Origin of the sequence: Micromonospora chokoriensis (assembly GCF_000718555.1) — a bacterium.
GTDB lineage: Bacteria > Actinomycetota > Actinomycetes > Mycobacteriales > Micromonosporaceae > Micromonospora > Micromonospora chokoriensis_B.
The window spans coordinates 695925-716053 of sequence record NZ_JOAN01000001.1 but is presented as its reverse complement, the minus strand read 5'-3'; the positions used below and the strand labels follow the sequence as shown (position 1 = coordinate 716053).

Here is a 20129-nt window from a genome sequence, read left to right as displayed (position 1 = left end):
CTAACCGGAGGGTCCCTGCGGCCTGGGTGAGTGGTGACGGTGAGTTGGCGCGGCCTCGCGTTACCTCGGGCGGGTGGGGCTAGCTCAGTGTTGCCTGGAGGGCGGCTTCCTTTTCTGCCACCAACTTCTCCAGGTCCTGCTGGTAGGTCGTCATCTTGGCGCGCAGGGCCTCGTCGCTGGCACCGAGGATCCGTACGGCGAGCAGGCCGGCGTTGCGGGCGTTGCCGATCGACACGGTGGCGACCGGGATCCCGGCCGGCATCTGCACGATGGACAGCAGCGAGTCCATGCCGTCGAGGTGCTTCAGCGGCACCGGCACGCCGATCACCGGCAGCGGCGTCACCGAGGCGACCATGCCGGGCAGCGCGGCGGCACCCCCCGCCCCGGCGATGATCACCTGAAGGCCCCGGTCGGCGGCGTCGCGGCCGTACTCGATCATCGCGACCGGAGTCCGGTGTGCCGAGATGACCCGCACCTCGTACGCCACACCGAAGTCGTCAAGCACCTCGGCGGCGGCCCGCATGGTCGGCCAGTCCGAGTCGCTGCCCATGATCAAGCCAACCGTGCTCACTGCGGTCCTCTCGTCGTTCCCGAAACCGTGGCTCACTCGTGCCCCTCGCGCAGCCAGCGCGCGGCCCGTGCGGCCCGTTCCCGTAGATCGTCCAGGTCATCGCCGAGCACCGTGACGTGCCCGATCTTGCGGCCAGGTCGCACCTGCTTGCCGTACAGGTGCACCTTGGCACCCGGCTCGGCGGCGAAGAGATGGTGCAACCGCTCGTCGATCGACATGCCGCCCGGCTCGCCGCCGAGCACGTTCGCCGACACCACCACCGGGGCGGTCAGCGCGGTGTCACCCATCGGGTAGTCCAGCACCGCCCGCAGGTGCTGCTCGAACTGCGACGTCCGGGCACCCTCGATGGTCCAGTGCCCAGAGTTGTGCGGACGCATCGCCAGCTCGTTGACCACGATCGCGGGCCGGCCGGCGTCGTCGCGCACCTCGAACAGCTCCACCGCCAGCAGGCCGACCACACCGAGCGCGGTGGCCAGGTCGATGGCGAGTTGCTGAGCGGAGACCGCCAACTCCTCGTCCAGGCCGGGCGCCGGGGCCAGCACCTCCACGTTGATGCCGTCCCGCTGCACCGTCTCGACCACCGGGTAGGCGGCCACCTGACCGAACGGCGAACGGGCCACCTGCACGGCCAACTCCCGCCGCAGCGGCACCCGCTCCTCGACGATCAGCCGGGTGCCGCCAGCGAGCAGCGTGGTCGCCAGCTCGGTGGCCTGCGCCGCGTCGTCGACCATCCAGACGCCCCGACCGTCGTAGCCGCCGCGCGCCGCCTTGAGCACCACCGGCCAGCCGACCTGCTCGCCGAAGCCGACGAGGTCGGCGGGCTCGCCGACCGGCCGCCACGCCGGGTTAGGCGCACCCAGCTCGGTCAGACGTTCCCGCATGACCTGCTTGTCCTGGGCGTGCAGCAGCGCGTCCGCCGGCGGGTACAGGGACACCCCTTCCGCCACCAGCGTGCGGATGTGCTCGGACGGCACATGCTCGTGGTCGAAGGTGACGACGTCGCAGCCCTTGGCGAAGGTGCGCAGGGCGGCCAGGTCGGTGTGATCGCCGTACTGAACGTCGGCGGCGACGAGCGCCGCGCCGTCGTCAGGGGCGGTCGCGAGCACACGCAGTGACTGGCCGAGGGCGATCGCGGCCTGGTGGGTCATCCGGGCCAGCTGGCCACCACCCACCATGCCGACAACTGGCAGACCGGTACGGGAATCCATAGCGCGGCCAGCCTATCCGGGCCGCCGACGTGCCCACCCGGAGGGCCGGCGACCCGCCTCCGAAGGCGCTGGAGAGACCGCCCGACGTGCGGCACCGGCAACTACCGGGAGTGGCCGTACGCTCAGCCGAGCTCGGCGATCAACTCCTCGACCGAGGTGACCGGCCGCTGACAGACGAAACCCCGGCAGACGTACGCGGCGGAGCGCCCCTCGACAAGCGGCCGGTCGGCGAGCAGCGGCACACCCGGCTGATCCGGACGCCCGGCGACGACCACCGCCCCGGGCGGGGCGTGCCGGCGGGCGGTGGCCACCAGAGGGTCGCCGGCCGGGTCGTCGGTGACCACCGCGATCTCGTACGGCCCGGAGAGCAACGCCTCGCCGACCATCGCCGCGTACCCGGTGAAGCGAGGGTGCTTACCGACGATCGGCGCGACCGTGCCGAGGGCCGCCTCGGCGGCCTCCCGGTAGCGGGTCTCCCCGGTCAGTGCCGAGTACGCCACCAGCCCGGCGATCAACGCCGACCGGCCGGACGGAGTGGCGTTGTCGGTCGGGTCGGCCGGGCGGGCGACCAGCCGCTCCGCGTCATCAGCGGTGTCGTAGAAGGCGCCACCGGGCGCGGCGAAGTGCGTCAGGGCAGTGTCCAACAGCTCGCCGGCCAGGGTGAGCCAACGGCCCTCGCCGGTGAGCTGGTGCAGCGCGCAGAAGGCCTCGGCCACACAGCCGTAGTCCTCCAGGACACCGGCCGGCTCGCCGACCTTGCCATCCCGGGAGACCCGGCGCAGCCGGCCGCCCACCAGGTGCACGCTGGCCAGGTGCTCGGCGGCCTGATGCATCGCACCGTCGGCGACGATGGTGACGCCGTCCATCAGGTTGGCGTCCTCGTCCTGCGGGGACGCGTACACGGCGGCGACCTGCTGGAACTCGGCGATGGCGGTGATCGCCAGGCCGTTCCAGGCGGCCACCACCTTGTCGTCGAGGGCCGGCTGCGGGCGGGTGTCCCGGGCGGCGAGCAGCCGCCCCACCACCTGCTGCCAGCGAGCGCGGACCTCGGGCGCGGCGTCGTCGACGTCCCGGGCCAGCCTGAGCACGCTCATGCCGTGCTCAAAGGTGCCCCCGTCGGTGACGGTGAACAGGTCGGCGGCGAACCGGCCGTCCTCCTCGCCCAGCGCCTCGACGAGTTGGGCGGGAGTCCAGGCGTAGGTGAGCCCCTCCACGCCCTCGGTGTCGGCGTCCAGCGCGGAGGCGAACCCCTGCCCCGGCCGGTGCAGCTCGTCGGCGAGGAACCGGGCGGTGTCGCGGGCCACCCGGCGGGCCAGCGGGTCACCGGTGAGTCGCCACAGCTGGGTGTAGACCCGCAGCAACAGCGCGTTGTCGTAGAGCATCTTCTCGAAGTGCGGCACCGTCCAGTGCGCGTCCACCGAGTACCGGGCGAAGCCACCCGCGAGCTGGTCGTAGATGCCGCCCCGGGCCATCGCCTCTGCGGTGTGCCGGGTGACCTCCAGGCTGGTCGGGTCGCCGGTGCGCTGGTGGTGGCGCAGCAGGAAGAGCAGGTTCATGTGCGGTGGGAACTTCGGGGCGCCACCGAACCCGCCGTTCGTCGCGTCGTATTCGCTGGCCAGCTTGGCCGCCGCGGCGGCGAGCAGCGGCGCGTCCAGCGGGGCGGTGGGGCCACCCACGGCCTGCGCGCCGCCGATCGCCTCGACCACCGCGGCGCCCTGGCGCAGCACCTCCTCGCGCTGCTCCCGCCAGGCGGTGGCGACCGACTGGAGCAACTGAACGAAGTTCTGACGAGGGAAGTAGGTGCCGCAGAAGAACGGGGTGCCGTCCGGGGTGGCGAAGACGGTCATCGGCCAACCACCCTGGCCGGTCATCGCCTGGGTCGCGGTCATGTAGACCGCGTCCACGTCCGGGCGCTCCTCACGATCCACCTTGATCGACACGAAGTTGTCGTTCAGCAGGGCGCCGACCTGCTCGTTCTCGAACGACTCGTGCGCCATGACGTGACACCAGTGGCAAGCCGCGTAACCGACCGAGATGAGCACCGGCACGTCGCGCCGCTTGGCCTCGGCGAACGCCTCGTCCGACCACGGCCACCAGTCGACCGGGTTGTCCTTGTGCTGGAGCAGGTACGGGCTGGTGGCGTCGGCGAGTCGATTCACCTGACGACCATAGCCAGCCCCAGCGCGGACCGCGCGGGCTCCACCCGGACGGTCAGGATGCGCCGTCGGCGCGGAGCCGGAACACGTTCGACTCCGCCGAGTCGCGCAGCGACCCCAGCACCGCGCCGATCTTGTCCGCCGGCATCGGCTTGAAGAAGTGGTAGCCCTGCGCGGAGGTGCACCCCAGCTCGGCCAGGGCCATCCGCTGCTCGGCGGTCTCCACCCCTTCGGCGACCACCCGCAGCCCCAACTCGTGGGCGAGGCCCACTGTCGTCCGGACGATCGCCGCGGCCTCCGGCGAGTCGGCCATCCGGATGACGAACGAGCGGTCGACCTTCAGCTCGTCCACCGTGATGCGGGTGAGGAAGGTCAGCGACGAGAAGCCCGTGCCGAAGTCGTCGACCGCGAGCTGCACGCCCATCGACCGGAGCGTCGCCAGCACCTCGTCGATGACCTCAAGCTCACTCATCACCACCGTCTCGGTGATCTCCAGGACGAGCCGGTGCGGCGGCACCTGGTGGCGGCGCAACGCGTCGGCGATCTCCGCCGGCAACCGGGGGTCGAGCAGGCTGCGCGCCGAGAGGTTGACCGAGATCGGAACGTCCAAGCCCTCCCGGGCCCAACTGGCGGCCACGCTCAGCGCCTTGTTCAGCACGTAGCGGGTGAAGGTGCCGAGCTGCTCACTGTTTTCCACCGGCCGGATGAAGTCGGCCGGGTTCAGCCACCCACGCCGGGGGTGCTGCCAACGGATCAGCGCCTCCACCCCGGTGGGCGCACCCGTGGCCAGGTCGACCGCCGGCTGCAGGGCCAGCACCAGCTGATCGTCGACCTTCAACGCCTCCCGCAGCTCGGCCAGCAGGGCGAGCTGGTCGGTACTGGCCGCGTCGCGCGTGCCGTCGTACGCGGCGACGTTGCCGCCGCCCTCCTTGGCCTGGTACATCGCGATGTCGGCCCGCCGCAGCAGCTCGGTCAGGTCCGCGGTGCCAGCGGCGGCCACCACCACCCCGACGGAGACCTCGATGGACATCCGTACGCCGGCCACCTCGGTCGGCGCGGCCAGCCGCTCGGCGATCTCGCGGGCCTGGCGCAACGCGTGTGCCATCGGGGCGGCCCGGTCACCGAGCACCGGCGCCGCCGTGAGCAGCAGGGCGAACTCGTCGCCGCCGAGCCGGCCGAGCAGGTCGCCGGGGCGGACCAGCGCGTGGAGTCGGTTCGCGGTCAGCCGCAGCAGCTGGTCACCTGCGGCATGGCCGAGGGTGTCGTTGACTTCCTTGAACTGGTTGATGTCCAGCAGCAGCAGCGCCACCGGGTGGTCGTGGGCAAGCTGTCGCAACGACTGATCGCCCTTGCTCAGCATCGCCGCCCGGTTGGCGAGCCCGGTGAGCGGGTCGTGCACCGCCTCGTACGACGAACGGGCGGTCACCAGTCGCAGCTCGTGGTGCGTCGCGGCGTCGTGCAGCGCGGCGGCGAGCGCGTCGCCGAACGCGGCCACCGCGTCGCGTTCCCGGGCCGTGGGCGGGGCCGAGCGGGGGAACCGGACCCGCAGCCGACCAACCGGCACGGCACCGACGGACAGCGCCCGGCTCAGCTCGTGCTCGTCCGGCTCGTGCTGGTCCGGTGGGCCCGTCTCACGGTCGGCGAGCTGACCACTGGCATCGCCCCGGTAGCGGTGCCACCGGCCGTCGGACCGAGCCACGTAGACGTCCACCAGTTCGGCGCTGAACAGCGTCAGCGCTCCGGTGACCGCCGCGCTGGCCACGCCCCGCTCGTCGAGCTGGTTGAGGGCCGCGGTGGCCTCGGCGAAGGCACGCCAGGTGCGGCGCTCCTGATCGGAGCGCAGCCGGTAACGGTAGGTCTGCTGCAGCAGCCACAGCAGCGGCGGCAGCAACAGCAACCAGCGCGGGTCGAGCTCCAGCAGCGCGACCACCACGAGGCCGACCGCCACGTTGCCGACGAACATCAGCAGCTTGCCGCGCAGCGCGGCGAGCAGCGGCGGCCCGATCGGCAGCCCGTGCTGCAGGCTCAGCGTCACCCCGCCCAGCCAGGCGGTCACCAGGAGGTAGGTGACCGCACCGGCGATCACGGCCAGCGCCAGCATCGGGGTGGGCGGGGAGAGCAGCGGCCGTCCGAGCGCAGTGGTCACGGACACGGCCAGTGCCGACGCGGCGGCCGCCGACGCGGCGATCCGGATGATCTCCAGGGCCGGGCGGCGGTCGTTGTGCAGCGACAGCACCGTCCAGGCCAGCCCGGTGCCGAGCAGCGTGGCGGACGGGAGCCAACCGGCTGGAATCAGGTAGAGGCAGACGATCAGGGCCGCCTCGCCCCAGGTGATGCTGACCATGCCCGCGGCCGACCGGAACCGCAGCCGGGCGAGTTGGGCGAGGGCGAGGACGGCGATGGCGATGCCGAAGCGGGCCGGACCGCCGAGGGGGTCGTCGGCCGGCAGCCGGACCGGGAGGGTCATCCCGACCGCGGCGGCGGCCAGGGCGGTCAGCGTGACGGCGGCGGTGAGCACGAGCAGCCGGCCCGGTGTGCCGCGCACCCCGAGCCGATCGAACGGGTCGGCGGCCGGACCGGAGGTCATCGACCTCCCCCGTCAGCCGACCGACCGACGTCGCGACGGGCGGCCGTTGCTGTGCTGGTCATCGGCGCCCCCTTCCGCACACGGCTCGGGGACTTTTGGTCCCCCCGGCGGAAGGCTAAGCCAAACCGGGTGGCCGCAACAGGGGGCGACCAACCGGTTCGGCGTGATTCATGCGCGGACTACCCGTTCAGGTGCTGCTGGTGCCCGTTGGGAGCGGGCGTGGATGAATCACGCCCTGCGGTCCCGTCTGTCGGATCGACGACTGCCGCATCAGCCCTGGTGGGGTCGGTCGGCCCGGATTGCTGGGGAAACCGCTCTGGCAGGCGGCGCAGCCGAGCGTTCATGTTACGGATCAGCAGGATGGTCGCGGTGGCCAGCAGCAGGATGAGGAAAAGGCCCATCGGCCCGGCCAGACCACCCGTGCGGGTGTCCCCGAAGTTGTTCTCCGCGAGCACCTGGGCAGCGGTCAGCATGGCGTTCCTCCGATGTGCGGTTGGTAACCAGGGTAGACCCGCCGGGAATCAGCGCGCGTGCGCCGTCTCCCGGACTCCCGCGAAGAGATCGGACTCGGGCAGCGGGCTGTCGACGACCGAGCGGGCCAGCTCGTAATCCTCGGTCGGCCAGGCGCGTTGCTGTAGCTCCATTGGCACGTGGAACCAGAAGCCGTCCGGGTCGACCTGGGTCGCGTGGGCGCGCAGCGCGTCATCGCGGACCGGGAAGTATTCGGCGCACTCGACCCGGGTGGTGATCCGCGGGCCCTTGTCGGGCCGATCCTCCCACCGCTTGAGCCACTCCTCGTAGGGCGACTCCAGGCCGGCGGCGAGCATGCCCTCGTGCAGGGCCATGATCTTGCCCTTGGAGAAGCCGATGTCGTAGTAGAGCTTCAGCGGCTGCCAGGGCGCACCCAGCTCCGGGTAGCGCTCCGGGTCACCGGCGGCCTCGAACGCGGCCACGCTCACGTTGTGGCACATGATGTGGTCCGGGTGTGGGTAGCCGCCCTCTTCGTCGTACGTGGTCACGACGTGCGGACGGAACTCACGCATCAGCCGCACCAGCGGGCCGGCGGCGACCTCGACGTCCTGGAGGGCGAAACAGCCCTCGGGCAGCGGCGGCAGCGGGTCGCCCTCGGGCAGACCCGAGTCGACGAAGCCGAGCCAGGCCTGGTCGACGCCGAGGATGGCCCGCGCCGCGTCCATCTCGGCACGCCGGATCTCGGCGATGTTGGCCCACACGTCGGGCCGGTCGAGCTTGGGGTTGAGCACGCTCCCGCGCTCGCCGCCCGTGCACGTCACGACCAGGACGTCCACCCCCTGAGCGACATACTTCGCCGTCGTCGCCGCGCCCTTGCTCGACTCGTCGTCCGGGTGCGCGTGCACGGCCATGAGACGCAGTTGCTCTGCCAACTTCGGCGCTCCTCGTCTGTGCCGGACGGTGGACCCGACCGGGCTCGCCCGGCTGACCTGCCGGGATCTTTTCTCACCGCACCCTGTCGTCGGCCACCAGCGTTGGGCATGACCTGCCATTCCTGCCGCTGGACCGGGTGGGAGGATGGGGCTCTGTCATTCTTGCCGATGCCGCCGACAACAACGCCAGGAGATACCCGCCGGTGACCGAGACGCACGCCACAATTTCACCAGGCGCGCCGGTATTCCCGGCCGGGCGCTACGGCCGCCGTCGGGCACCGGGCGGAAAGCGCCGCCGTACGCTGCTGGCCGCGCTGGCGTTGCTGGCGCTCGTGGCGACGCTGACCGTGATCTCGGTTCGGCTCTACCGCCAGTACGGCGACCCGGTCTACGACGCCCAGGTGATCACGTACACCGACATCACGGACAACCAGGTGCTTGTCGACTTTCGGGTGACCGTCCCGCCGGGTGGATCGGCGGTCTGCGTGTTGCGTGCCCGGGACCGAGCCGGTGCCGAGGTGGCCCGGGAAGAGGTCACCGTGACCGCCGGTCCTGGCGACCGGCACGTCACGACCCGGCACCGTCTGGCCACCACCGCGCGGCCGTTCATCGGCGAGGTTCTGCGCTGCCGAGCACCGTCCTGAGCTGCCCGAACAGCATCGACAGCAGGGCTGACTGAGCGCCTACCGCGGGTGTCGGATCCGGACACCGGCGGTGATGGCCGACAGGGTGTGTCGTACCGCACTGGTAACTTGGTAATTCACCTGTCAGCCAGCCACGCACAACTGAGGAGTACGCCTGTGTCCACTGGCAACGAGGCGCCCGCCACCTGGCTGTCGCAGGATGCGCACGACCGCCTCCAGGCCGAGCTCGACGAGCACATCGCCAACCGCCCGGTGATCGCAGCCGAGATCAACGCTCGGCGCGAGGAGGGCGACCTGAAGGAGAACGGCGGCTACCACGCCGCCCGCGAGGAGCAGGGCAAGGCCGAGGGCCGCATCCGCTACCTCCAGGAGCTGCTGCGCACTGCGAAGGTCGGCACGGCGCCGACGGCGGACGCGGTGTCGCCCGGCATGGTCGTGACGATCTACTTCGACGACGACACCAGCGACACCGAGACCTTCCTGCTCGGTTCGCGGGAGATCGCGGCCACCACCGACCTGACCGTCTACAGCCCCGAGTCCGCGCTCGGCAAGGCGATCCTGGGCGGCCGGTCCGGGCAGACCTGCACCTACACGGCGCCGAGCGGCGCCGACATCAAGGTGACGGTGGTCAGCTTCGAGCCGTTCTCCGGCTGACCCTCGCCGGCCGCAACACCCGCTCCGACACAGCGCACCCGAGGCGTGGCACCTACCGGTGTCACGCCTCGGCCGCGAAGACCACCTGGTAGCCGCTGGCCCGCAACGCGCTGATCAACGTGTCCGAGTGCTCCACCCCCCGGGTCTCCACCGACAGCGCCACCTCCACCTCGCCGAGGCGCAGGTGCGGGTTGGCCCGCTGATGCTCCACGTCCACCACGTTGGCCCGGTGCTCGGCGATCTGGCTGAGCAGCGACGCGAGTTGCCCCGGCCGGTCCGAACAGCGGACGGTCACGCGCAGATAGCGACCCGCCGCGGCCAACCCGTGCTCGATCACCCGCAGCATCAGCAACGGGTCGATGTTGCCGCCGGAGAGCACCGCGACCACCGGTGTCTCCACCTCGACCACGCCGGCCAGCAGCGCGGCGACACCGACCGCTCCGGCCGGCTCGACCACCTGCTTGCCGCGCTCCAGCAGCATCAGCAAGGCCCGGGAGATGTCCTCCTCGGAGACCGTGACGATCTCGTCGACCAGCTTGCGCACGTGGTTGAAGGTGATCTCCCCCGGCCGACCGACCGCGATGCCGTCGGCGATGGTGGAGAAGACGGGCAGTCGGACCGGTTCCCCGGCCACCAGGGAGGGCGGAAACGCCGCCGCGCCGGCCGCCTGGACGCCGATGATCCGGACGTCCGGTCGCAGCGCCTTCGCGGCCACCGCCATGCCCGAGATCAGACCACCGCCACCCACCCCGGTGATGATCGTCTTCACGTCCGGGCACTGTTCGAGGATCTCCAACGCCACCGTGCCCTGCCCGGCGATCACATCCGGGTGGTCGAACGGGTGGATCAGCACCGCACCGGTGCGCTCGGCGTAGGTGTGCGCGGCGACCAGCGACTCGTCGACGGTGTTCCCGGCCAACTCGACCTGTGCGCCGTACCCCTTGGTGGCGGCCACCTTCGGCAGCGGCGCGTTGACCGGCATGAAGACGGTGGCGTGCGTGCCGACCAGGCCGGCGGCGAGGGCCACGCCCTGCGCGTGGTTGCCCGCGCTCGCCGCGACCACGCCGCGCTCCCGCTCCGCCGCCGACAGGCGGGAGATCCGCACGTACGCGCCCCGCACCTTGTACGAGCCGGCGCGCTGCACGTTCTCGCACTTGAGCCAGGTCGGCCCGCCCAGCGCCGCGCTGAGCGGGCGTGACGGTTCCAGCGGGGTGGTGCGGGTGACGCCAGCGAGCAACTCCCGTGCGGCCCGCACGTCGTCGAGACCGACCAAATCCGTCATGCCCCGATCGTGCCACCCGCCCCCGGAGCCCTCGGCGGCGACACCGGAGTGTGCGGCTTCACCGGCCGCCGCCGACGATCAGGCGGTGGCCGGTGACCCCGTGCCGACCCGCGGATAGCCGGGAGCATGGCGCGCCCACGGGGCGGCCATCTCGAACTGGCCGGCCACACCGAGCAGCAGCAACTCCGAGCCGGGCGGGCCGACCAGTTGCACGGCGACCGGCAGGCCGTCCGGGCGGCGGCCGACCGGCACGACGATCGCCGGTAGACCGGCGATGTTCCAGGGTGCGGCGTACGGGGCGTACCGGATGTTGGCGCTCATGTTCGCCCGCCAGGGCCGTTCCGACCAGCGTGCCGCCTCCGGTGGCGCGGTCGCCAGCGCCGGGGTGAGCAGCAGGTCGACCGAGTGGTCGGTGAAGAAGTCGACCGACCGTTGCCGCCAGGCGGCCCGGTCCGCCTCCCGCACGTAGCCGCGACGCTGCGCCCACTCGCCCAGCGCGACGTGCCGTCGGGTACGCCGTTGCAGGCCACGCCGGTCCAGCCCGGAAGCCCGGACGTCGGCGGCAGCGGCGGCTAGCCAGGTGGCGATGCCCTGCAGGCCGAGCGCGGTGGGGTAGACCGGATCGGCCGGCACCGTGTCGTGCCCGGCGGCGGCGAGGAGCCGACCGGCGGCGGCCACCGCGTCCCGGTTGGGCGCGTCCGGTGCGACACCGCGCACCGGAGAGCGCAGCGAGACGCCCACCCGCAGCCGCTGCGGGGGGACCAGCTTCTCGGGAGGCCGACCGGCGAGCACCGAGAAGCCGACCGCCGCGTCGGCGACCGTGCTGGTCAACATGCCGTGCTCGGTGAGGCCGAACCAGTCGTCCGCGCCGAGCTGGCAGGGGACCACACCCCGACCGGGCTTGAGCCCGACAAGCCCGCAGCAGGCCGCGGGAATCCGGATCGAGCCGAGACCGTCGTTGGCGTGCGCGATCGGCACCAGCCCAGCGGCGACCGCGGCGGCCGCACCACCGGAGGACCCACCCGGGGTACGCGTGCTGTCCCACGGATTGCGGGTCACCGCGCTGTCGTCGTCGGTGAGTGCCCACAGCCCCAACTCCGGCATCCGGGTCACGCCGAGGATCACCGCGCCGGCGCCGCGCAGCCGACGCACCACCTCGTGGTCGGTCTCCGCGACGTCGGTGCGGGCGGTCGCCGACCCGTTCCAGGTGGGCAGGCCGGCGACCGGGGTGTTCTCCTTGACCGCCACCGGAACCCCGGCCAGCGGCAGGTTGGCCAGGTCTTCCTGCTCGTCGACCTTCTCCGCCTCGGTGATCGCCTCGCCGCCGCGCACGACACGGAACGCAGCCAGCTCACGGTCGGCTCGGGAGATGTACTCGAGGTGGTCGGCGACGACCTGGGTCGCCGAGACGTCACCTCGGCGTACGCCCCGGGCGATCTGCTTGGCGGTCGCTCCGACCCAGGTCGCCATGATGTCCTGCACGGCCATCCTTCCCAGCGGTCAGCCCAGCGCCTGCTCCAGATCAGCGAGTAGGTCGTCGACCGTCTCGATGCCGACAGACAGTCGCACGAGATCGCCGGGAACTTCAAGCGGCGAGCCGGCAGCACTTGCGTGTGTCATCCGACCCGGGTGCTCGATCAGGGATTCCACGCCGCCCAGCGACTCGGCGAGCACGAAGAGCTTGGCGCGGTTGCAGATCTCCACGGCGTGGTCCTCACCGCCGGCAGCGCGGAAGGAGATCATGCCGCCGAACCGGCGCATCTGCTTGGCGGCCACCTCGTGACCAGGGTGCGAGGGCAACCCCGGATAGATCACCTGGGCCACCTTGGCGTGCCCGTCGAGGTACGCGGCGAGCCGCTCGGCGTTGTCGCAGTGCCGGTCCATGCGCACCCCGAGGGTCTTGATGCCGCGCAGGGTGAGCCAGGCGTCGAACGGGCCGTTGATCGCGCCCATCGCGTTCTGGTGGTAGCGCAACTCCTCGCCGAGCGCCGGGTCGGCGACGACGAGCGCGCCACCCACCACATCGGAGTGCCCACCGATGTACTTGGTGGTGGAGTGCACCACCACGTCTGCGCCGTACGCGATCGGCTGCTGGAGGTACGGCGAGGCGAAGGTGTTGTCCACCACCAGCAGGGCGCCCGCGTCGTGTGCCACGGCGGCCAGGGCGGCGATGTCGGCGATGCCGAGCAGCGGGTTGGTCGGCGTCTCCACCCAGACGATCTTCGTGCGGCCGGGCTGCACGGCTGCCCGGATCGCGTCCGCGTCGGAGACCTTGGCCGGGGTGAACTCCAGGCCCCAACGCTGGGCGACCCGGGCGAAGAGCCGGTACGTGCCGCCGTACGCGTCGTCCGGGATCACCACGTGGTCGCCGGGCTGGCAGACGGTCCGCAGCAGGGCGTCCTCGGCCGCCAGGCCGCTGGCGAACGCGAGCCCCACCGGCCCACCCTCCAGCGCCGCCAGGCACTCCTGGAGCGCGTCACGGGTCGGGTTGCCCGAGCGGCTGTACTCGTAGCCGAGGCGAGGCGCGCCGACGGCGTCCTGCGCGTACGTGCTGGTCTGGTAGATCGGTGGGATCACCGCACCGGTCCGGGCCTCAGGGTCCTGACCGGCGTGGATGGCGAGCGTCTCGAAGCCGTGACTCATTCTGGTGAGGCTAGTGCCCCGTCGGAGAGGGCTGGAGCGGAACCCGCGCTCCCGGCGGCACGTCCAGGACGTGTGGGGTGGTCGCCGGCATAGCCTGAGCCGATGAGCGGTTGCGTGTTCTGCGGGATCGTGACGGGTCAGGTCCCGGCGTTCCGGGTGGCCGACACCCCGGACGGGGTGGCGTTCCTGGACACCCGGCCGGTGTTCAAGGGGCACCTGCTGGTGGTGCCCCGGGTGCACCTGGTGACCCTGGCAGAGTTGCCAGCCGACCTGCTGCCCGGCTACTTCGCACTGGTGCAGCGGCTGGCGGTGGCGGTGGAGACCGCCCTCGGCGCTGGTGGGACGTTCGTGGCGATGAACAACAAAGTGTCCCAATCGGTACCGCACCTGCACACTCACGTCGTCCCGCGGACCAAGGGCGACGGGTTGCGGGGCTTTTTCTGGCCACGCACCCGCTACCACGACGACACCGAGGCCCAGACGTACGCAGACCGGGTCGCCGCCGAGTTCCCGGGTAGGGCCTGAGTCACGGCGACACGGGTAAGGAAGCAAGACCCTCCGGTGTTACACGCTGGGAGAGGTACGAGAGGAGATCCCCACCGTGTTTTTGCGCCGTACGAACGCCGAAATGGTTTCGCCCGACCAGGCCCTGCCGGGCCGCCCGATCGCCATGCCGGTCGCCGACCGCCACGAGGTGCTGGGCACCCCGTTGAAGGGCCCGTTCCCGGAGGGCCTTCAGGTCGCGGTCTTCGGCATGGGCTGTTTCTGGGGCGCCGAGCGGCTGTTCTGGACGCTGCCCGGGGTTTACACCACCTCCGCCGGCTACGCGGGTGGCATCACCAAGAACCCGACGTACGAGGAGACCTGCTCCGGCCGGACCGGGCACGCCGAGGTCGTCCAGGTGGTGTACGACCCCAGCAAGATCACGTATGAGGACCTGCTGAAGGTCTTCTGGGAGAACCACGACCCGACCCAGGGCATGCGCCAGGGCAACGACGTGGGCACCCAGTACCGCTCGGCGATCTACACGACCACCGACGAGCAGCGGACCATCGCGGAGTCGTCCCGGGACGCGTTCCAGCCGATCGTGACGCGGGCCGGCAAGGGTGAGATCACCACCGAGATCGCCCCGCTCGGCAGCTACTACTTCGCCGAGGACTATCACCAGCAATATTTGGCCCCGACGAAGAACCCGAACGGGTACTGCAACCACGGCCCGAACGGGCTGAGCTGCCCGGTCGGCGTGGCCCGAGTCGCGGGCTGACCGCCGCCCACCTGCACAGTCGTGATTGCCCGGCCGCCGACGAGGTGGCCGGGCATTCCCGTTTGGGCCTGTGATCGAAATCCGTTGCAGACCCCGCCGAGAACTCGATAGCGTGACCGTACACGTGAAAGGAGGTGGTCCAGACTTGTATAGCAATCGGACTCGTGAGGTGGCTGTCAGCTAGCCGCTGTCCTCGACAGTGAACGGCTCGCCGTAAGGCGGGCACCAGCACCATCGTCGAGACCGTGTGGCAGCGGTGCGGCGAATCCACGACAGCCACCCGACCCCCGGGGTGCCGGCCAAGTCCAGCCGGCCCGCGCACCAGCGCGGAGCGCCCCGGGGGTCGCTCCATATCCGGAGGACCGGCGATGTCCATGCGCGAGCTGGTGGTGCTGGGGACGGCCAGTCAGGCGCCGACCCGGCAACGCAACCACAACGGGTACGTGCTGCGCTGGGACGACGAGGTGATCCTCTTCGACCCGGGCGAGGGCAGTCAGCGTCAACTCCTGCACACCACTGTCACCGCCACCGATCTGACCCGGATCTGCGTCACCCACTTCCACGGCGACCACTGCCTCGGCCTCCCCGGCACCATCCAACGGCTCTCCCTGGACCGGGTGGCGCACCCGGTCGCCGTGCACTTCCCCGCTGGCGGTGCCGAATACTTCACCCGGCTGCGGTACGCCACGTCCTTCTACGAGACCGCCGAGCTGCAGGTTGAGCCCATCGAGGCCGACGGACAGCAGATCGCCCTGCGCTGCGGCACGCTGGAGGCACGCCGACTCCGGCACCCCATCGAGACGTACGGCTATCGACTGGTCGAGCCGGACGGCCACCGGATGCTGCCGGAGAAGCTGGCCGCGTACGGCATCGCCGGGCCGGCTGTCGGCGAGCTGATCCGCGACGGGCACCTGGACCTCGACGGCCGCCGCGTCACCCGGGCCGAGGTGAGCGTACCCCGGCCGGGGCAGCGGTTCGCGTTCGTGATGGACACCGGCCTCTGCGACGGGGTGTACGCCCTAGCGGAGCACGCCGACCTGCTGGTCATCGAGTCGACCTTCCTGGAGTCGGAGGCCGCGCTGGCCGCCGAGGTCGGCCACCTGACCGCGGCGCAGGCCGCTCGGGTGGCGACCGAGTCCGGGGTACGCCGACTCGTGCTCACCCACTTCTCCCAGCGCTACCCCGACCCGCGCCGGTTTCACGACGAGGCGCGCGCGCACTTCGACGGTGAGCTGATCATCGCCGAGGATCTGACCACGGTGCAGCTACCGCCACGCCGGGTAGCCTCGTCGGGATGATCGTCACGCTCCGCACCGCGACCGAAGGCGACCTGATGGCGGTGGGTGCCCTGCACCAGCGCTCCCGGGTCGCCGCGTACTCCGCCTTCCTGCCGGCCGAGGCGCTGGCCGACCCGACACCGGAGGCGATGGGCCGGTACTGGGTCGAGCGGTGGATCTGGGAGCGGGACACCCACCGGATGACCGTGGCCGAGCGGGCCGGGGTGTTGGCCGGCTTCAGCCACCTGGGCCCGGACGACGAGGACGACCCGACCACCGGGCTGCTCAACGCGATCCACCTCGACCCGGCCGAGCAGGGCCGCGGCGTTGGCCGCGCGCTGATGGTGGACGCCCTGGACGCCATGCGGGCCCGAGGATGGCGGCGGGCCGTGCTCTGGGTGCTCCGGGACAACGCTCACGCTCGCGCCTTCTACGAGCGCGGCGGCTGGACACCTACCGGAGTGGAGCGCGAGGAGCACATCGGCGCGGCCCTCACGCCCCAACTCCGCTACACCCGCCCGCTCTGAGCGCCCCACCCCCGGGCGTGGGAGTGGGGCAGAGGGCGGGTTAGTGGGCGCCTAGGTGGGCCAGGAGGTCTTGGCGGGTGAGGACGCCCTTCGGCTTGCCGTCGACCAGGACCAGGGCGGCGTCGGACTTCTCCAGCAGGCCCACCGCCTCGCTCACCGGCTGACCGCCACCGATCATCGGCAGCGGGTCGCCCATGTGCCGCTCGATCGTGTCGTGCAGGTGGGCCTGACCGGTGAACAGCGCGTCGAGCAGGTCCCGCTCGGCGATCGAGCCGGCGACCTCACCGGTCACCACGGGCGGCTCGGCCTTGAGCACCGGCAACTGCGAGACGCCGTACTCGCGCATGTAGTCGATCGCGTCGCGGACCGTCTCGGTCGGGTGTACGTGCACCAGCTCGGGCAGCCCGCCCGGCTTACTGGCCAGCGCGTCGGCCACCGTCGGCTCGGCGCCGGAGTTGTCGAGGAAGCCGTACCGGGCCATCCACGAGTCGTTGAAGATCTTCGAGAGGTAGCCTCGGCCGCCGTCGGGCAGCAGCACCACGACCACGTCGTCCGGGCCGGCCTTACGGGCAACCTCCAGGGCGGCGACCACCGCCATCCCGCAGGAGCCGCCGACCAGCAGCCCCTCCTCGCGGGCCAGCCGCCGGGTCATCTCGAAGGACGCCTTGTCGGAGACCTCGACGATCTCGTCGGCGACACCCCTGTCGTACGTCTCCGGCCAGAAGTCCTCGCCGACGCCCTCCACCAGGTACGGCCGGCCGGTGCCGCCGGAGTAGACCGAGCCCTCCGGGTCGGCCCCGACGACCCGCACCCGGCCCTCGGAAGCCTCCTTGAGGTAGCGACCGATGCCGGAGATGGTGCCGCCGGTGCCGACGCCAGCCACGAAGTGGGTGAGCCCGCCGTCGGTCTGCTTCCACAGCTCCGGGCCGGTGGTCTCGTAGTGCGAGCGCGGGTTGGCCGGGTTGCTGTACTGGTCGGGCTTCCAGGCGCCGGGGATCTCCCGGGTCAGCCGGTCGGAGACGTTGTAGTACGAGCGCGGGTCCTCCGGGGCGACGGAGGTGGGGCAGACCACCACCTCGGCGCCGTACGCCCGGAGCACGTCCTGCTTGTCCTGGCTGACCTTGTCGGGGCAGACGAAGACACACTTGTAGCCCTTGAGCTGAGCCACCAGGGCCAGCCCGACGCCGGTGTTGCCGCTGGTCGGCTCGACGATGGTGCCGCCGGGCTTGAGCAGGCCGGCGGCCTCGGCGTCCTCCACCATCCGCAGCGCGATCCGGTCCTTCACCGAGCCGCCCGGGTTGACGTACTCCACCTTGGCGAGCACGGTGGCCTGAATGCCCTCGGTGACGTTACGCAGACGCACCAGCGGGGTGTTGCCGATCATGTCGACGACGTTGTCGTAGTACTGCACGGTGTGCCCTTCGTTGCGGCGCCGGCGGTGGCGGCCGGGAAGACGTTTCCTCGCCGCCCAGCGTACGTGTCGTCAGGGCACCAGCCCCCCGGGGATGACCGAGCTGCGGCGGGTCTCCCACTCCAGGAAGCGCTCGGTCTCGGCGAGCACGCTGCCGGCCAACCACGTGATCATGACGGCGTCGTCCGCCAGCCCGAAGATCGCCAGCGGGATCTCCGGGAGCAGGTCGATCGGCGAGACGATGTACGCCGTCGCCGCCGTCATCAGGGCCAGCCGAAGGCCACCGTCGTACTCCCCCTTGGCGGTGGCTCGGATCATCCGGGGCAGCGCGGCCAACCGCGTGCCCATCGACGGCCCATTGCGTGCCCCGGCCGCGAAGGCCCGGGCCAGGGCCGTGAACGCCGCGCTGCGCTTCAGTGTCTTACCCATCGTCGTGCTCCTCTCCGCCGGATCAGCATGGCGGGTCGGCGCAAGTCGGCCGGCCTCTGGAGCACAGGTACCCCGTCGCGTCGGTTTCCAGGCACCCGGGTGCCGTCACGACGACAGCGGCGTGTCGGGCCCGCGCGATAATGTCGCGGTATGGGGGTGGCTAATTCCGTCGTACCCGGTGGTGAGCGCTGGCGGCAGGCCCGGCGCTTCGCCCTCGTGGCTGCCATCGGGACGGGCGCCACGGCGGCGACCGCGGCGGCGACCGCTGGGGTGCTGCTCGGTCAGGCCCGCCAGGCTCGACGCACCATTCCGATGGCCGAGGCGCCGCCGCCGCGCTGCGATGGGATGTACGGCGCGAAGTTCCCCGGTCCCGCGCTCACCATGGTCGTGCTCGGTGACTCGTCGGCGGCCGGCTACGGCGTGCACCGCCGTCGGGAGACGCCCGGGGCGCTGCTCGCCACCGGCCTGTCCCGTCGACTGCACCGGCCGGTGCGACTGCATCGCTTCGCGGTGGTCGGCGCCATCTCGGCGGCACTGCGCCACCAGGTGGAGGCGGCACTGGAGTGCCGACCCGATGTCGCGGTGATCCTCATCGGCGGCAACGACATCACCAATCGCACCCCGCGCGGGTTGGCGGTGCGCTACCTGGTCGAGGCGGTGCACACCCTGCGCGACGCCGGCTGCGAGGTGGTCGTCGGTACCTGCCCCGACCTGGGCGCGATCCGCCCGATCCAGCCGCCTCTGCGCTGGCTGGCCCGCCGCTGGAGCCGGCAACTCGCCGCGGCCCAGACGGTGGCCGTGGTCGAGGCGGGCGGCTGGACGGTCTCCCTCGGTGATCTGCTCGGCCCCCGGTTCGCGGCCGAGCCGACCCGGATGTTCGCCTGGGATCGGTTCCATCCCTCCGCCGAGGGGTACGCGATGGCCGCCGCCGCGCTCCTGCCGACGATGCTCTCCGCTCTCGGCGCGACGCCGGAGCGACGGGCCACACCGACGCGCGCCGGAGGCGTACGGTCGCTGCCGGAGGCCGCGCAGGAGGCGGCCCGACACGCCGGCACGGAGGTCAGTGGCGTCCAGGTCCGGGGCCGCGACCGAGGGCCGGCCGGCCGGTGGGCGCAGCTGCGCCGACGGGCGTTCTTCGGTGTCGGCGCGGTGCCGCAGCACGGGTCCGCCTCGGACACCTCGACAGTGGAGGGACTGGCATGAACGAGCGCAGCGGGCGGGGCGTGACCTCCGGCCTTGCCGGCCGACTGGGTCGGGCGGCGGCGTTCTCGCTGCTCGCCGGCACCGTTGGTGGTGCCGCCGTCCTCGCTGGTGAGGCGTTCGTCGCCCGGCACCGGCGCTACGCCCAACCGGAGTTGGGCCTGGCCCTGCGCGCCACCATCGGCCGGGCGGGTGCTCCCCCGCTGCGGCTGGTGCTGCTGGGCGACTCGTCGGCGCTGGGCGTGGGTGTCGACCGCCTGACGGACACCATCGGCGGGCAGTTGGCCAACCTGCTCGCCGAGGGCCCGGCCGGCCGCCGGGTGCACCTGTCCAGCGTCGGCGTCTCCGGGTCCCGCTCGACGGACCTCGCCACCCAGGTGGCCCGAGCCCTGCTCGGCGAACGGCCCGACGTGGCGCTGATCCTGATCGGCGCGAACGACGCCACCGGGCTGCGCCGCCCCTCCGACGCCGCGGCCTATCTCGGTGCGGCGGTGCACCGGCTGCGCGAGGCGCGCGTCGAGGTGGTGGTGGGCACCTGCCCCGATCTCGGCGCGGCGCGTGCCATCGCGCCTCCGTTGCGCCAGGTGGTCGGCTGGGCCGGGCGTCGGGTGGCCCGCGCGCAGACCACGGCAGTGCTGGAGGCGGGCGGTTCGGTTGTCGACCTGGGCACCGAGACCGGGCCGGTGTTCCGGGCCGACGCGGGGACGCTCTGCCCGGACGGGTTCCACCCCTCCGCCGACGGCTACCGGGTGTGGGCGCACGCGCTGCTGCCCGCGGTCGTCGCCGCTGCGGCGGCCACGACCCGGCGCTAGATCACCCCCGGCCAGGGTGACATTTCCCGCCGCGCCGGCTTCTTCCGCGCCATGTTACCGG

General features: G+C 71.9%; 18 protein-coding genes and 1 pseudogene. 8 read left to right on the top strand and 11 right to left on the bottom strand.

Going from position 1 to position 20129, the window contains the following annotated elements; genetic code table 11:
• Positions 1-79: 79 nt before the first annotated feature.
• The 6 genes from purE to mca all read right to left on the bottom strand — a co-directional run bounded on the left by purE (position 80) and on the right by mca (position 7925).
• The gene (gene purE, locus IF46_RS0103390) at positions 80-571 is read right to left on the bottom strand and encodes a 5-(carboxyamino)imidazole ribonucleotide mutase (protein ID WP_030486776.1); all 492 of its coding nucleotides are present in this window, start codon (positions 569-571) and stop codon (positions 80-82) included.
• Between the two features lie 32 nt (positions 572-603).
• A complete protein-coding gene (locus IF46_RS0103385; protein ID WP_030486775.1) occupies positions 604-1779 on the bottom strand; it encodes a 5-(carboxyamino)imidazole ribonucleotide synthase in 1176 nt (391 codons plus the stop codon).
• Between the two features lie 122 nt (positions 1780-1901).
• Positions 1902-3938 carry a thioredoxin domain-containing protein gene (locus IF46_RS0103380; RefSeq protein ID WP_030486774.1) on the bottom strand — a complete coding sequence of 679 codons (2037 nt, stop codon included), beginning with the start codon at positions 3936-3938 and terminating at the stop codon, positions 1902-1904.
• A 52-nt stretch (positions 3939-3990) separates the two neighbouring features.
• On the bottom strand, positions 3991-6522 hold the full coding sequence (locus IF46_RS0103375; protein WP_030486773.1) for a bifunctional diguanylate cyclase/phosphodiesterase: 2532 nt from the start codon (positions 6520-6522) through the stop codon (positions 3991-3993).
• A 179-nt stretch (positions 6523-6701) separates the two neighbouring features.
• Positions 6702-6995 carry a hypothetical protein gene (locus IF46_RS0103370; protein ID WP_030486772.1) on the bottom strand — a complete coding sequence of 98 codons (294 nt, stop codon included), beginning with the start codon at positions 6993-6995 and terminating at the stop codon, positions 6702-6704.
• 48 nt (positions 6996-7043) lie between these two features.
• Complete coding sequence (gene mca / locus IF46_RS0103365; RefSeq protein ID WP_030486771.1) at positions 7044-7925, bottom strand: mycothiol conjugate amidase Mca; 882 nt, start codon at positions 7923-7925, stop codon at positions 7044-7046.
• A gap of 203 nt (positions 7926-8128) precedes the next feature.
• Between mca and IF46_RS0103360 the strand changes: the two genes are divergently transcribed.
• Together IF46_RS0103360 and greA are read left to right on the top strand one after the other, a co-directional pair.
• Positions 8129-8569, top strand: a complete 441-nt coding sequence (locus IF46_RS0103360) for a DUF4307 domain-containing protein (protein ID WP_030486770.1) — start codon at positions 8129-8131, stop codon at positions 8567-8569.
• A 156-nt stretch (positions 8570-8725) separates the two neighbouring features.
• Positions 8726-9223, top strand: coding sequence for a transcription elongation factor GreA (gene greA / locus IF46_RS0103355; protein WP_030486769.1), 498 nt, complete (start codon positions 8726-8728; stop codon positions 9221-9223).
• A gap of 61 nt (positions 9224-9284) precedes the next feature.
• Here greA and ilvA read toward each other — a convergent pair whose 3' ends face one another.
• The 3 genes from ilvA to IF46_RS0103340 form a co-directional block, all read right to left on the bottom strand.
• Positions 9285-10505, bottom strand: coding sequence for a threonine ammonia-lyase (gene ilvA, locus IF46_RS0103350; RefSeq protein WP_030486768.1), 1221 nt, complete (start codon positions 10503-10505; stop codon positions 9285-9287).
• A 78-nt stretch (positions 10506-10583) separates the two neighbouring features.
• The gene (locus IF46_RS0103345) at positions 10584-11993 is read right to left on the bottom strand and encodes an amidase (RefSeq protein ID WP_030486767.1); all 1410 of its coding nucleotides are present in this window, start codon (positions 11991-11993) and stop codon (positions 10584-10586) included.
• A 12-nt stretch (positions 11994-12005) separates the two neighbouring features.
• The gene (locus IF46_RS0103340; RefSeq protein WP_030486766.1) at positions 12006-13148 is read right to left on the bottom strand and encodes a cystathionine gamma-synthase; all 1143 of its coding nucleotides are present in this window, start codon (positions 13146-13148) and stop codon (positions 12006-12008) included.
• 102 nt (positions 13149-13250) lie between these two features.
• Here IF46_RS0103340 and IF46_RS0103335 point away from each other — a divergent pair, with 102 nt between their 5' ends.
• The 4 genes from IF46_RS0103335 (at position 13251) to IF46_RS0103320 (ending at position 16216) form a co-directional block, all read left to right on the top strand.
• Positions 13251-13673 carry an HIT family protein gene (locus tag IF46_RS0103335; RefSeq protein WP_084597732.1) on the top strand — a complete coding sequence of 141 codons (423 nt, stop codon included), beginning with the start codon at positions 13251-13253 and terminating at the stop codon, positions 13671-13673.
• 76 nt (positions 13674-13749) lie between these two features.
• The gene (gene msrA, locus IF46_RS0103330) at positions 13750-14412 is read left to right on the top strand and encodes a peptide-methionine (S)-S-oxide reductase MsrA (RefSeq protein ID WP_030486764.1); all 663 of its coding nucleotides are present in this window, start codon (positions 13750-13752) and stop codon (positions 14410-14412) included.
• 368 nt (positions 14413-14780) lie between these two features.
• Entirely contained in the window at positions 14781-15710 is a 930-nt protein-coding gene (locus IF46_RS0103325) for a ribonuclease Z (protein WP_030486763.1), read from the top strand.
• On the top strand, positions 15707-16216 hold the full coding sequence (locus tag IF46_RS0103320; RefSeq protein WP_030486762.1) for a GNAT family N-acetyltransferase: 510 nt from the start codon (positions 15707-15709) through the stop codon (positions 16214-16216). The genes IF46_RS0103325 and IF46_RS0103320 overlap by 4 nt, the downstream gene beginning before the upstream one ends.
• Before the next feature lie 40 nt (positions 16217-16256).
• Here the strand turns inward: IF46_RS0103320 and IF46_RS0103315 are convergent, their stop codons facing one another.
• Together IF46_RS0103315 and IF46_RS0103310 are read right to left on the bottom strand one after the other, a co-directional pair.
• Positions 16257-17627: a cystathionine beta-synthase gene (locus IF46_RS0103315; RefSeq protein WP_030486761.1), complete on the bottom strand. Its 1371-nt coding sequence runs from the start codon at positions 17625-17627 to the stop codon at positions 16257-16259.
• Positions 17628-17699: 72 nt separating this feature from the next.
• Positions 17700-18056: a YkvA family protein gene (locus tag IF46_RS0103310; RefSeq protein ID WP_030486760.1), complete on the bottom strand. Its 357-nt coding sequence runs from the start codon at positions 18054-18056 to the stop codon at positions 17700-17702.
• A 150-nt stretch (positions 18057-18206) separates the two neighbouring features.
• Here IF46_RS0103310 and IF46_RS0103305 point away from each other — a divergent pair.
• Positions 18207-19270, top strand: a pseudogene (locus IF46_RS0103305) (SGNH/GDSL hydrolase family protein); the annotation flags it as partial.
• Complete coding sequence (locus IF46_RS0103300) at positions 19256-20068, top strand: SGNH/GDSL hydrolase family protein (protein ID WP_030486758.1); 813 nt, start codon at positions 19256-19258, stop codon at positions 20066-20068. The pseudogene IF46_RS0103305 and the gene IF46_RS0103300, both read left to right, overlap by 15 nt.
• Positions 20069-20129 lie beyond the last annotated feature (61 nt).